Annotated in this window: 13 protein-coding genes; 3 read left to right on the top strand and 10 right to left on the bottom strand. The window is 42.5% G+C overall.

Going from position 1 to position 13,938, the window contains the following annotated elements; all coding sequences use genetic code 11:
• Window positions 1-523: 523 nt before the first annotated feature.
• Window positions 524-1,255, bottom strand: a complete 732-nt coding sequence (locus MJ761_RS09380; RefSeq protein WP_093093334.1) for a DUF3472 domain-containing protein — start codon at window positions 1,253-1,255, stop codon at window positions 524-526.
• A gap of 320 nt (window positions 1,256-1,575) precedes the next feature.
• Here MJ761_RS09380 and MJ761_RS09385 point away from each other — a divergent pair, with 320 nt between their 5' ends.
• From MJ761_RS09385 to MJ761_RS09395, 3 genes are all read left to right on the top strand, one after another.
• Window positions 1,576-2,346 carry an energy transducer TonB gene (locus tag MJ761_RS09385; protein WP_176715102.1) on the top strand — a complete coding sequence of 257 codons (771 nt, stop codon included), beginning with the start codon at window positions 1,576-1,578 and terminating at the stop codon, window positions 2,344-2,346.
• 72 nt (window positions 2,347-2,418) lie between these two features.
• Complete coding sequence (locus MJ761_RS09390; RefSeq protein ID WP_093093338.1) at window positions 2,419-3,087, top strand: MotA/TolQ/ExbB proton channel family protein; 669 nt, start codon at window positions 2,419-2,421, stop codon at window positions 3,085-3,087.
• A complete protein-coding gene (locus MJ761_RS09395) occupies window positions 3,087-3,506 on the top strand; it encodes an ExbD/TolR family protein (protein ID WP_093093340.1) in 420 nt (139 codons plus the stop codon). Before MJ761_RS09390 ends, MJ761_RS09395 begins: the two co-directional genes overlap by 1 nt.
• A 966-nt stretch (window positions 3,507-4,472) precedes the next feature.
• Here MJ761_RS09395 and lpxA read toward each other — a convergent pair.
• The 9 genes from lpxA to MJ761_RS09440 form a co-directional block, all read right to left on the bottom strand.
• Window positions 4,473-5,249: an acyl-ACP--UDP-N-acetylglucosamine O-acyltransferase gene (gene lpxA, locus MJ761_RS09400; RefSeq protein ID WP_093093344.1), complete on the bottom strand. Its 777-nt coding sequence runs from the start codon at window positions 5,247-5,249 to the stop codon at window positions 4,473-4,475.
• A 101-nt stretch (window positions 5,250-5,350) separates the two neighbouring features.
• Window positions 5,351-5,809, bottom strand: a complete 459-nt coding sequence (gene fabZ, locus MJ761_RS09405) for a 3-hydroxyacyl-ACP dehydratase FabZ (RefSeq protein WP_093093346.1) — start codon at window positions 5,807-5,809, stop codon at window positions 5,351-5,353.
• A gap of 4 nt (window positions 5,810-5,813) precedes the next feature.
• On the bottom strand, window positions 5,814-6,875 hold the full coding sequence (gene lpxD, locus MJ761_RS09410) for a UDP-3-O-(3-hydroxymyristoyl)glucosamine N-acyltransferase (RefSeq protein WP_093093348.1): 1,062 nt from the start codon (window positions 6,873-6,875) through the stop codon (window positions 5,814-5,816).
• A gap of 9 nt (window positions 6,876-6,884) precedes the next feature.
• A complete protein-coding gene (locus MJ761_RS09415; protein ID WP_093093350.1) occupies window positions 6,885-7,385 on the bottom strand; it encodes an OmpH/Skp family outer membrane protein in 501 nt (166 codons plus the stop codon).
• Window positions 7,386-7,409: 24 nt separating this feature from the next.
• Window positions 7,410-9,785 (bottom strand): outer membrane protein assembly factor BamA, encoded by a 2,376-nt coding sequence (bamA, locus tag MJ761_RS09420; RefSeq protein ID WP_093093419.1) that lies wholly within the window; start codon window positions 9,783-9,785, stop codon window positions 7,410-7,412.
• Window positions 9,786-9,788: 3 nt separating this feature from the next.
• Window positions 9,789-11,129 (bottom strand): RIP metalloprotease RseP, encoded by a 1,341-nt coding sequence (gene rseP, locus MJ761_RS09425; RefSeq protein WP_093093352.1) that lies wholly within the window; start codon window positions 11,127-11,129, stop codon window positions 9,789-9,791.
• Window positions 11,130-11,143: 14 nt separating this feature from the next.
• Window positions 11,144-12,346 carry a 1-deoxy-D-xylulose-5-phosphate reductoisomerase gene (gene ispC, locus MJ761_RS09430; RefSeq protein ID WP_093093354.1) on the bottom strand — a complete coding sequence of 401 codons (1,203 nt, stop codon included), beginning with the start codon at window positions 12,344-12,346 and terminating at the stop codon, window positions 11,144-11,146.
• Window positions 12,346-13,161: a phosphatidate cytidylyltransferase gene (locus MJ761_RS09435; protein ID WP_093093356.1), complete on the bottom strand. Its 816-nt coding sequence runs from the start codon at window positions 13,159-13,161 to the stop codon at window positions 12,346-12,348. Before MJ761_RS09435 ends, ispC begins: the two co-directional genes overlap by 1 nt.
• 4 nt (window positions 13,162-13,165) lie before the next feature.
• Window positions 13,166-13,915: an isoprenyl transferase gene (locus MJ761_RS09440; protein WP_141683448.1), complete on the bottom strand. Its 750-nt coding sequence runs from the start codon at window positions 13,913-13,915 to the stop codon at window positions 13,166-13,168.
• Window positions 13,916-13,938 lie beyond the last annotated feature (23 nt).

Raw genomic sequence — 13,938 nt, forward strand, 5'->3', positions numbered from 1 at the left:
AAGAGCGTTGCTTTTGACTGCGTTCTACTTTAAACTGGTTAGTTCTTTCGTGTCGCGTCATCAGCGAAGAAGGCGAACTATACGCCTCGCTCTAAACGCTGTCAACTACTTTCGATATTTATTTTTCGATTTTTATTCAGATGACTGTTTTTTAATATTCTATTTATTCCTCCTTTTTGTGTTATTGTGCTTTTGTGCTCTTTATTTTTCCTGCGCTGACTGCTTTTGATTCTATTCTGTCTCCATTATTCTGCTTTTCTGATTCTGTCATCCATTTAATTATGAGCTGTTACTTTTGCCGTTTATTTTAATGATTGCTTTTATCTGATATTAAACAATGTTTGGAAATAAGAATACTGTCTACAATAGTCTGTATTCTTATCTAGAATATAATTTTCTTTTGTCTCTATGCTTTTGGTTGGCTGTTATTACTATTCTGTCTAAATGTATTCTTCGGATATGGATGTAAATATTCATGAAGCACGTTTTTAAACGTGCTTCTTAGATTTCTGAACTGTGGATATTATTTGTAGCCACCTTTTACTATTGTTCCGCTTTGGTCATGTTGCCAAGTAATAGCGCCAGGACAGTCCTGTGAACCACCTGATAAGGTGGAAATATTGCCTTTAATGGTGTTGTTGTTAGCCGTTGGTGGTAAAAATTTAATTTCATAGTAAGGCCAGCCTTTTTTATCACAAGTCAGATGAAATGATGGATTATTCATTTTGTAATTTTCAATCCATGAAACTTGTTTATTAGCCAGATTGCCCGCCGACGGGCTAACTTCCCATCGCCCAATGATATCTCTACGTCCGGTAGTCTGATTGGTAACGGTTCCCATTAATAGGTTGCCATTTTTTTGTACTCTGAAAGTAAAGGTGTCGCCAAGTTCCCCCGGGATATATGTGCGGCAAGTAGCGCCACTTCTGGCTCCATCTGCACCACTTTTGCAATTGGGATGTCTGGCAATGGTGTCTTTACGAAAGCTGCTGAATAAAACCATGAACTGGCGTGAACCATCTTTGGCATTAGTAGTTGGCTGGATACCGGTATAGGCTATTCCTCCGCCTCCGGTAAAGCCAAATTGATTGGCAAAATAAAATTCATCAACGGGTGCTGCCTGATTGATGGTAATAGCAAAGGTGATATTTTGTATTATGCTGGAAGTCGGAATACTCCAGTTAAGTGTGGGTGTTGCTGCTAATGCTTGGGCAGCAGCAAACGCAGACATGATTGCTATTGTTTGTTTTTTCATTTTCTCTCCTGTTGTTCATAATCAATTGTTTATCTATGTATGTTATTAGTATTAAGTACACGCTAATTGTACTGTAGGACTTTACCACTATCATTTATTTTCTTAAACGTTTAATTTTATATAACTGAGAATATTCAAATGCAGTTAGGCAATGGGATATTTTTGCAATAGCTTCTTTATGTATTAATTCAGCTTTAAATCTAGCTTAATTAAGTGTTAATAAGTTTATAAATTTCTTTGTTTTAGCTAGTTAGGCCTGTCATATGTTAGTGTTAGTTCATATTGCAAATAATAATGGTTTCTATTATCATGATGCAAATATGGAAAACCAACGTAAAGTCAATTTTTTGATTGTAGTTCTCGTACTGGGAATGCATGCTTTTCTATTCTGGGCACTGATAGCTGCTCATGTAGAACAAGAAATCGATATTAATCCACCAGCACTTGCTTTTGTTGATTTGAATATGATTGCAAATCAGGTAGGTAATGATGATGCCACTCAGAAGCCACGATCTCAACAATCTAATATGCACGAGAATTCGGTAACCGTACCGGCTAAAAAAGTGATACCTGAAAAATCGCTGATTAAGCCGGTGGTTACAACCAAAGCACATAGTCAATTTAAGGTTACGCCTACAAAAGAGGATGTACCAAATTTATCGCCGATGGCAGAAAAGACTACGTCAACAATTCCTACGACTGCAAATAATAGTTCTTCTGGTTCGGTATCTGTAAATGATAGTGGCGGGTCTGAAACCACATCTGCTAATGGCAAAAGTAACAAGGGTCAGACTGGTGGCAGTGTGGTAATACCAAAAGAATATCAGGGTGGATTTCTGACAGAATTAAGACCTCCTTATCCCAATGACTCTCGTGAAAATGGAGAAGAGGGCTCTGTAGGGGTAATTGTTTCGGTTTCAGCAAATGGTACTGCACAGAACGTAGTAATCAGTAAAAGTAGTGGTTATCGCCGCCTTGATCGTGCAGCTAAGCAGGCGGTATTGAAACATCGCTTCAAACCAGCCACTCGTGATGGGGTTCCGATCCCACACAGCTACAACTTCAATATATATTTTAATATAAATAATTGATAATAATCATGGTAATTTAGATTTTGAGATGATTTGATTAAATCATTGTTAACTTTGAAGGTAATTATTCTTATGAACGGTAATATTGCTTCAATTTATGCCCAGAGTGGCTGGATTTTGCTGACGGTTTTGGCCATTCTTGTCTTGATGAGCATGATGACCTGGATTATTGCGTTAATACGTTGCTACTGTTTATGGTGTGCCAAACGTGATAACCGAGCTGCATTAAGTTGTTTTGCAACTGTTGAAAATCTGGCTCAGTTGCAGCATGAACTGGCCGGTAATCAGTCTCCAGTAGCTTTACTGACGCGTAACGCTCTGCAAGCCTGTAAACTTTATCATGATAAAGCTAATCACTCACTGGCCGCCGCTATGCCTTTTAATCAGTATCTCTCAAGCCAGATTCGCAATAGTATGGAACAGATTATGCGCCGCTATGAAAGTGGTTTGACTGTATTAGCCTCAATCAGCTCAAGCGCACCATTTATTGGGCTGTTTGGTACTGTGTGGGGTATCTATCATGCTTTAATTAATATTGGTCAAAGTGGGCAGATGAGTATTGCTGTAGTTGCTGGCCCAATTGGTGAAGCATTGGTTTCCACTGCTATTGGCTTGTTTGCTGCTATTCCGGCATTGTTGTTTTATAACTTTCTGGTACGCAGCAAGAAAAATTTAAGTCGTGATCTTGATGGCTTTGCTCATGATTTACATGCACAATTATTGAATAATGAGGATAAGTAATGGCATTTGGTCATTTCAGTGATGATGAGGTTCATGAATCAGCAGATATTAATGTAACGCCGCTGGTTGATGTAATGCTGGTACTGTTGATTGTGTTTATGATTACGATGCCGGTATTAACCCATTCGATTCCATTATCTTTGCCTACTGCCGCTAATACCAATGCGGCACAACAATCAGAACCGAAATCGCCGTTACGTTTATCTATTGGGGCTGATGGACAATATAAATTAGGTGATCGGACATTTTCGTTAGCACAACTGCAAAATGAGTTACATCTGAAAGCACAGGCTGATCCCGATGTGGTACTGGCTATTGCTGCTGATAAACACGTTGCTTATGATTATGTTGCGCAGGTCTTGGCCGCGGCACGGGATGCTGGTCTGGTGAAAGTGGGCTTTGTTACGCAAGATAAGTGAGAAGAGCTAATTGATGATTTAGACTGTTAAAGTTTACTTTGCCTCTATACTTTCTAGCGTGACTATATTAACGGGCTTTCTTAAGGAGAAAGTTCGTTTTTCAAATCAGTTTGATAAAAGATGAATTTTGTGTACCCCATTTATTATTCAGATGGGCGCTAAATTACATTAATATGCTGATTTGAGTTACTTGGATAGGATGACTTCAGATTAAGTTAAATATACAAATGTAATTTTGAGAGTTGCTCTTGTCTGCTTAAATCTATATTTAACAGTCAAACCATTTTTCACTTTTAAAATATAAATATATACTTACGCTAAAATATATTAATAATATGCAGAGTACTGTTTTTAGTTGAGCATGGAAGAAGTAAGTTAATATTATATAAATAATGACTCCTATGCCTGCTATTAGTGTCGGAATAATCCAATAGTATATGATGTGGTTATAAACATCTTTCTCTATGGGCTGTTGTGGAAGTTGTTTTTCTTCCCTGTATTTTCTCAGTAAAAATATTGAAAGGATTATATCCAGTATTTCCTCAAGTATATTTGCTATGAATTGAAGCATTTATTTTCCCTTTGTTATTAAAATTTTACCATTTAATTATACTGTGCAGGATTGATATGGTGCAACTGGATACTGTAGATGTTATTTATATGGTGATACTTGTTGGGACAAACCACGCTGTAATTACTTTTAAATTTTCAGAGGCACGTTTAGTTTCAATAGATTTTACTATAATAAAATAATAGAAATATTCTGCCGAGAAAATGATCTGGATATATGGTTTTGAATATAAATTATTGTTTCAGATATACCTATATAAATAATAGGATGTTTTTGCGCTCAGTTTTGAACTTGATTTGATGCTCAAGAATATATTTGTCTGATTGAAGTCTGGTTATATAGATAAAACAGGTAGATTAACTTCTGGCCAATCTACCTGTTTTATTTTGCTGGTTCTAACGGATTACGCCACGTGTAGAGTGGGTAAAAAATTCTTTGAACACGTGTAGTTCGGGTGCTGAGTCTGCTTCTGCAATAATTCTGGCTTTGGCGTCAGCATAACTTAATCCCTGCCGATAAAGAATTTTATACAGACGTTTGATGTTGGTGATTTGCTCTGCTGTAAAGTTATGGCGGCGTAAGCCTTCGGTATTAAGCCCGGCAGGCTCTGCGCGATAACCGGCGGCCATTACATACGGTGGAACATCTTTATGTACGCCAGCTGCGAATGCAGTCATGGCATAGGCGCCAATATTACAAAATTGGTGTACAAGTGAGAAACCACCCAGTATTACATAATCACCAATGACAACATGTCCGGCAAGTGATGCATTGTTGGCAAAGACTGTATGGCTGCCAACAACACAATCATGAGCCAGATGAACGTAAGCCATAATCCAGTTATCATCGCCAATGCGGGTTTCACCAATACCGGTAACGGTACCGGTATTGAAGGTGGTAAATTCTCGGATGGTGTTGTTGTTACCAATAATCAGTCTGGTAGGTTCACCACGGTATTTTTTATCTTGTGGAATCGCTCCCAGAGAAGCAAACTGAAAAATCCGGTTGCCTGTCCCAATAGTGGTATGTCCATCTATAACGACATGTGGTCCGATATTGGTATTGGCACCAATCTGCACATTGGCACCAATTACGGTATAAGCACCCACAGATACGCTACTATCGAGTTCGGCTTTGGGATCAATAATGGCTGTGGGATGAATCTGCGTCATGTATATTTCCTACAGTCGTGGTTTAACGACTAGTTTAATCATATGTGATTAATGTTTCAGGTGTGCACGATATGCACTTTATGTGTGGCTATGAGCAACCTTTATTTATCGACCTTGCGTTTGGCACACATGATTTCCGCCTCGGCTGCAATCTGATTGTCTACCCAGGCAGTAGCTTTGAATTTACCGATGTCGCGTTTGTTTGCCAGTAGTTGAACTTCAAATCTGAGTTGGTCACCGGGTATAACTTGACGTTTAAAACGGGCGTTATCGATACCAACGAAGAAATAAATTTCATCATCATCACGACCACCATGGCTAAGTATGGCCAGTGTGCCGCAGGCCTGCGCCATGGCTTCGATAATCAGAACGCCGGGCATAACTGGAAAATCGGGAAAATGACCTAGAAAAAAGGGTTCATTAGCAGTTACGTTTTTGATTGCGCTCAGGGTCATGTTTTCGCTGTCGTAAGCGGTAACACGATCAATCAGTAAAAATGGATAACGGTGAGGCAACAATTTTTGTAAGGTACGAACGTCTATAGGTAAAGACCAATCCATTGCTTTAATCCTGTTGGTTTGATGAATTGCCGTTCAATTCGGCTAATTGGTGTTCTAATGCTTTTATTTTCTGACTCATTTCGTGTAAATGACGAATATGCGCAGCATTTTTTACCCAGTCATTGTGTTTTTGTAATGGGAACATAGATGCATAATAGCCACTTTCCTTGATACTGTGACTAACAGCAGTAGCGGCGCCAATGGTTGTTTTTGGCGGTATATTTAAATGGCCACCAATCATGGCTGCACCACCAATAACGGTATAGTCTCCCACTTCTGTACTGCCAGCAATGCCGGTACAGGCCACAATCGCCACATGGGCTCCGATTTTGCCGTTATGGCCAATCATTACTTGATTATCAATTTTGGCGCCTTTTTCAACAATCGTATTTTCAATGGCACCACGATCAATGGTGGTATTAGCACCGACTTCAACATCATCGCCCAAAACTACACAGCCGGTCTGAACAATTTTGAACCACTCGTTTTTCTGTTTATCCCAAGCAAACCCAAATCCATCGGCTCCAATGACACAACCAGAATGCAGTTCTACGCGATTACCTAGCTGACAGCCATGATAAATGGTTACGTTGGCATGAATAATGCAATCATTGCCTACTGTACAGTTTTCTTCAATCACTGTGCCGGCCAGAATACGTGTATTTTCACCAATGACACAGTGTTCTCCAATAACAGCGTGAGCCCCAATTTCACAACTGGCTGCAATTTGTGCTGTTGGAGCAATGATTGCACTGGGATGGATAGCTGCTTTGGACTGAGGACGTGGATGAAACAAACGCGCAACGCGCGCAAAATAAAGATAAGGATCGTCGGTAACAATCAGGGAACGACCAGCTAAAGCTTCAGCAGATTTTTCAGTAACAATTAAGATGCCAGCACGGCTGGCAATCGCCTCAGAACGCAAACGGGGATTACTCAGGAAGCTGATATCATGGGCTTGCGCCTGTTGCAATGAAGTTATGCTGGTGATAGTGACATCATCACCACGCAGTTGTCCGCCCAGTTGTTCAACCAGCGCTGAGGCGGTTATCTGGTTCACAGTCATAATTCTGCCTTACTGTTTTTGTGCATTTAATGCTTTGATAACTGCATCAGTGATGTCAAATTTGCTGTTAACAAATATGGCATCCTGAATGATGAGGTCATAGCCCTCTTTTCGTGCCATATCAATGATGACTTTATTTGCATTTTGCTGGAGTGAGGCAAATTCTTCGTTGCGGCGCAGATTATAGTCTTCTGCCAGTTCAACTGCGGCATCTTTATATTGCTGATCCATTTGCAGCATCAATTTGATTTTTGCTTCCCGTTCTGCCGCAGGGATTTTACCTGACTCAATTGCTTCTTTGAGTTTCATGCCTTCAGCTTGCATGGCTTGTAGTTTTTTCTGCCTTGGCGCAAATTCTTTATCTAGTTCTTTCTGGATGGACTGTGCCTGAACAGATTGCTGATAAACTCTGCTGGTATCAATAAAGCCAAGTTTTTGTATGCTCTCAGCCCATGCCAGAGTACAGGAAAGCAGGGTAGCAGCAAATGTTATGACTATTTTTTTAAGCATGAATTTGTCCTTATCTAACTACGATTAGAACGTGGTTCCTAACTGGAACTGGAAGCGTTGTAGCTGGTCTTCCGGCTTTTTGTTAATCGGATAGGCATAACTGAATTTCAGTGGTCCCATCGGCGATAACCAAGTAATAGCTAAGCCAGCGGAGTAGCGCATTTCATTACCAAAACTAGATTTGTGTGTTTTGGAACCACCATATGGGTTTTTTTCATCAAAATAGTTGTAAGTTTTGTTATCCCATACGCTACCTGCATCTGCGAACATACTCAGACGGACAGTATGCTGGTCTTTAATTCCCGGCAATGGGAACAACAACTCTGCGGTTGCAGTAGCAATGTAATTACCACCATAACTACTTGAATCATTGCTATAAGAACCGTCACTGTAACGGTTAAAGTATTTGGGACCAAGTGTACCAGATTCATAACCGCGCACTGAACCTAGACCACCACCATTAAAGGCATACATAAATGGCAATTCTTTGGTTTTACCATAGCCGTCTGCATAACCAAGCTGACCATACAGCATAAAGGTAAAGTTTTTACTTAATGGAAAATACCAGCGTTGGTCATGGCTGATATTATAATATTGTAAATCACCACCTGGTAAACCACTGTCAATATTAGCATTTATTATGTAGCCACGAGTCGGCCATACAGCACTGTCAGTAGTATTGCGTCCCCAGCCTACGGTACCTTTGAATATCCAGTTATCTTTACCATATTTCTGCACAAACTCAGCATAGCGTTGCGGTGCATAATCGCCATACAGGTTTACAGCCAGATGCTCGGCACCAAGGCTAAAATTCACTCGGTCGTATTCAGTAATTGGCACCCCCATGGTCATAGCCGCGCCGATGGTGGTGGTTTTGTAATCCATGGAGTTACTATCGGATTTGCTGGGATTATAACCACGATAGTACATGTTATAACCCAGACTGACGCCATCGGGAGTGAAATACGGATCGGTGAATGACAGGGCCGCAACCTGATTAACCTTGGAACGGGATAGTTGCAGGCTGGCAGATTTGCCGGTACCGAACAGGTTATCTTGTGAAATACCTGCTGACAGCAACAGGCCATCATTTTGTGCCCAGCCTGCACCGACGTTGATGGAACCGGTTGAGCGTTCTTTGACGCTCACATCCAAGTCAACTTGATCTGGTGTGTCGGCAACGGGTTTGACATCTACCTGAGCATTATCAAAGTAGCCAAGCTGCTGGATACGCTCTTTGGAACGGTTAATTTTGGATACATCGTACGGAGCACGTTCCATTTGTCGCAATTCACGTCGTAATACTTCATCTCGGGTTTTGTTGTTACCAGTGATGTTGATCTGATTAACGTATACTTTACGGTCTGGTACGACGCTCAACACGAAATCTACGATATGGGTGTTTTCATCAGGTATTGGGCGAATATTAACCTGACAAAAAGCATAGCCTGAACTACCCATTTTTTCTTGAATTGCCCTAATGGCTTCAATTAGCTGTGAGCGGTTATACCATTTACCCTGTTTAATTTTAATCAGTTTCTGTAATGACTCTACCGGTACTTCGCGGGTATCGCCATTAACGGTTACTTTACCCCAGCGATAACGGTTTCCTTCATCTACTGTGATATTAATCATCTGAGCCGATTTGTCTCCGCTGCTATTGACTTTGACATCGGCAATACGAAAATTCAGATAGCCATGATCCTGATAATAGTTATTAATTTTATCCAGATCCTGCTGTAACTGGGTATCGGAATAGCGGTCATCTCTGGTTAACCAGCTTGTCCAGCTTCTCTGGCTTAATGACATCTGGTTGCGCAAGGTATGTGCTGAAAACTGTTTGTTACCAGTAAAATTGATAGATTTGATGGTTGTGGTTGAACCTTCGTCAATTTTCAATTCAAGTGCGACACGATTACGTTCCAGTCTGGTGACTTTAGGTGTGATTTTCACGGCATTTTTGCCGCGCTGACGATATGCATCCTGCAAACCGAGCATGGCCTGTTCTAGTGTAACCGGATTAAATACGCGTGATTGACCTAAGCCAAAGCTACTTAGGTTTTTCTTGATGTCGTTATTGTTGATTGATTTGCCACCGGTAACATCGAAATTACTGATAATCGGCCGCTCAACTACTGTTAACAGCACCTGATTACCCATGGTTTCAACCCGCACATCATCAAAGAAACCTGTGGCATATAATCTTTTGATGATGTTTTCGCCTTCTGTATCGGTAAAGGTATCGCCAATTTTAACCGGCAGGTAACTGAAAACGGTTGTAGGAGCTGTACGCTGCAAACCTTCTACCCGAATGTCTTTTATGGTAAACGGTTGTACTGCTAAAGCCAGTGAGGACAGGCTCAGAGCCATTAAACTGACAGTAATCTGCTTTAATTTCATCATTCATCCAAACAAACGGGTAATATCATTAAAGAAAGCCACCAGCATCAACATTAACATGGCAGCAATACCAAAACGCAGCCCTATTTCCTGTATACGTAAACTCAGAGGCTTGCCACGAATCCATTCGATCGCATAATACAGTAAATGCCCTCCATCTAACACGGGAACGGGTAATAAATTTAGCACCCCAAGGCTTACGCTGACGAGGGCTAGAAATTCTGTATAGCTCTGCCAGCCTATCGCTGCGGTTTTGCCAGCTACGTCGGCGATAGTCAAAGGACCGGAAAGATAATGCAGTGATGCCTGACCGGTGAGTAACTTGGCAAACATGGAAAGGGTTAGTGTAATGTAATCCCATGTACGCTGCATAGCCAGTTGTACTGACTGAAAAAAGCTAGGCTGGTAATGCCGGCGAATCTGGGCATCCCATGCTTTATCACGCATGGCTCCTACACCAACCTGCCCGATGATGGTACCATTTTCTAGTACTGAATCCGGCCGTAAACTGGTTTGCAGTGTCTGTCCGCTACGCTGATAGGTAATGTCCAGTTTAGCGCCAGCACTGGCACGGATACTGTCCACCCAATCCTGCCAGTTTATCAGTTTGCGACCATTAATGGTTAACAAGGTATCACCGGTACGCAGACCCGCTTTTGCGGCCACACTATCGGGTACAACCATGCCTATTTGGTTGATAACTTTAAAAGGCATGATACCCAAATAACTGGTTTTGGCAACATTATCTGCGGCATCCGTACCAGCAATATTCAGCTGCCGCTGCGCTGGCTGTCCTGCGGCCGTAATGACATCAACCCGGACTTTACCACTATCCAGATTGAGCATGATTTTTGCCTGAGCATCTGTCCACTCAGTTACTGTTTGCCCATTCACGCTAATGATGCGGTCACCAGACTGGAAACCTGCGTCTGCGGCTACACTTGCCGGTTCGACTATGCCAATCCAAGGACGAATCTGGGTAATGCCACCTATACTAAAACTGGCCGCATAAAGCATTACTGCTAATATCAGGTTCGTTAGTGGGCCGGCAACAACAATTGCAATGCGTTTTAGCGGATGTTGCTGGTCAAAAGCGTAGGGCAAATCAGCTTCACTAACATCGCCTTCACGGGTATCAACCATTTTAACATAGCCACCAAGGGGGATTGGTGCCAGACACCATTCGATGTTGGCGCGCTTTATGCAGAAAAATGGTTTACCAAAACCAATGCTAAAACGCAGTACTTTAACTCCGCACCAGCGTGCTACCACCAGATGGCCTAATTCATGCAAACTTACCAACAGTAAAATCGCTACGATAAAAGCAACAATGGTTAATAACATGGTTTATCCTGTTCTTATCTGGCAGCTCGGCTGGCTACCCATGTTCTGGCTATACTACGCACCTGTGCATCCAGCAGTAATAACTCCTCTATGGATGACGCAGATTGTCCGCTGAAGTGTTGCAAGCAACTATCTGAAACAGATGCCAGATCTGTGAAACGAATAAGCCCATTCAGAAAGGCGTCCACTGCAATTTCATTTGCCGCGTTCAGTATACAGGAGCTGGCAGCATGGCCACTATGTAATACATCATAGGCCAGTTTCAGGCATGGAAAGCGTACCAAATCTGGTGCCAAGAAGTTTAAGCCACTTAGACGGGTAAAATCCAGCTGTTTAACGCCTGACTCAATTCTTGCTGGCAAACCCAGACAATGCGCAATTGGAATACGCATATCCGGTTCACCCATTTGTGCTAACACTGAACCATCTATGTAACGCACCATACTGTGTATCACACTTTGCGGATGGATAACGACTTCCAGCTGTTTGGCAGTGGCATTAAACAGCCAACGGGCTTCTATTAATTCCAGCCCTTTGTTCATCATGCTGGCTGAATCAACGGAAATTTTGCGCCCCATTTGCCAGTTAGGATGTCGTATCGCGGCTTCTGGGGTTATGGCAGCAAAATCTGCCAGTGCGGTATGCAGGAAAGGGCCGCCCGATGCAGTTAAAATCAGCGATGCCACTCCTGCCTGTTTCAGATCACCCTGATAGTCTGCCGGCAAAGCCTGAAAAATGGCGTTGTGTTCACTGTCAACCGGTAACAGACGTGCACCATTTTGCTGTACAGTTTGCATAAATAATGCACCGGCAACTACCAGTGTTTCTTTGTTTGCCAGATAAATGGTTTTACCTGCTTTGGCTGCGGCCAGAGTAGGCTTTAGCCCAGCAGCACCGACAATAGCAGCCATCACTGCATCAGTTTCACTGGCCTGAGCGACATCACATAAAGCCTGCTCACCGAATAATACTTCGGTAGCTACGGCAGCAGCCTGTAATTGTACTTGCAGAACGCTTGCCTGTGTTGCAGAGGCAACTACAGCATAAACTGGCTGAAAACGGATACATAATTCTGCCAGACGATCAATCTGCTGGTATGCAGTCAGCGCAAAAACAGTAAACCGTTCGGGATGGCGGGCAATAACATCCAGGGTACTCAGACCAATACTTCCAGTAGCTCCAAGGATGGTTATGGACGTTGGATTACAACCATTCATCAGGAAATCACTTTACTAAAACAGGCCAATAAGGCTGCATAAACGCTTAGTACGGCAATCAGAGAATCGACCCGGTCAAATACTCCGCCATGGCCGGGTAAAAGCTGGCTGCTGTCTTTTACCCCTCCGGCGCGCTTGAGCCAGCTTTCCAACAAATCGCCACAAATACTCACAGCAGTCAGAACCACTGCAAGGCACAGGGTTTGCCACCAAGGTAAGGTAATGGGCAACCAGCCTTGCTGTTGTAGGACAATTGTATAGATAGCAACGCAGATAACTGCACCAATCGCACCTTCCCAGCTTTTATTCGGGCTAATTGTTGGTGCCAGTTTGCGTTTACCCACAGCCCTTCCGACGAAATAGGCTGCTATATCGGCAATCCACACTAGTGCCATGATCGATAGCAGGGTGGTGGCTGCGGTGATATCTGCTCGCAGTGATATTAAGGCTTGCCAGAAAGGTATCATTAATAGCCAGCCAATCAGTATACCAATGAGGTTTGGCCTGATTGTCCATTTAAATTTTAACCAGACTGGTACGATAATCAGCCAAAATAGCAATACCGTTATCTGTATCCACAGTGGCAATGCAGTCTGGTGATAAGAGAAATAAAGATAACATCCTCCTGCTGCGCTCAATAGCAGATAGAGAGCATTCTGGATGCTAGAAAAATGAACAATACGGGCATATTCCCATAATGCCAGTAATGCGATCAGACCACTGAAAGCAGCCCATAGGTTGTTGTTAGCCCCAAACAACATACCTATCATTAGGGGCAATAAAATCAATGCAGTGAGAATACGTTGTTTGAGCATAAAATCAAGGACGCTGTTGGGTAGGAGGCAACTGCTCCGAAGTTCTGCCAAACCGTCGCTCCCGCACCTGATAGGAGCGGATAGCTGTATCCAGTTGGGATTCATCAAAATCAGGCCACAGAACTGGCGTGAAATACAACTCGGTATAAGCCAGTTGCCATAGAAGAAAATTACTGATGCGTGTTTCGCCACCAGTTCGGATAAACAGGTCTGGTTCTGGCGCATCGCCAAGTGACAAATATGGAAGAATACTGGTCTCAGTCAGCTCGGTGATACCCGTCGCAATAGCTTGATTAGCGGCCTGCAAAAAATCCCAGCGACCACCATAATCAGCAGCAATTGTCAGTGTAAGACCGGTATTAGCGGCTGTTAATGCTTCGGCATCTTCGATACCACGTACGATTTCTGCTGCAAAACGGCTACGATCGCCAATAACACGCAGACGCAGGTTATTCTTATGCAGTTTTTGTACCCGTTTTTGCAGTGATTGCAAAAACAGATTCATAAGAAAATTAACTTCTTCAATCGGTCGACGCCAGTTTTCGGTAGAAAAAGCAAAGACGGTCAGATACTCTACGCCCATACGTGAACAATTGGCGGTCATTTCTTCCAAAATTTCCAGACCTTTTTTATGCCCCATTATACGAGGCATAAAACGCTTTTTAGCCCAGCGCCCGTTACCATCCATGATAACGGCTATGTGACGCGGAATTTCGGTGTGATCAGGTACGCTTTGGGTACTACTGTTAGTCAAAACACATCCTTTACGTCAATTAA

The organism is Snodgrassella communis (genome assembly GCF_914768045.1).
Classification (GTDB): domain Bacteria; phylum Pseudomonadota; class Gammaproteobacteria; order Burkholderiales; family Neisseriaceae; genus Snodgrassella; species Snodgrassella communis.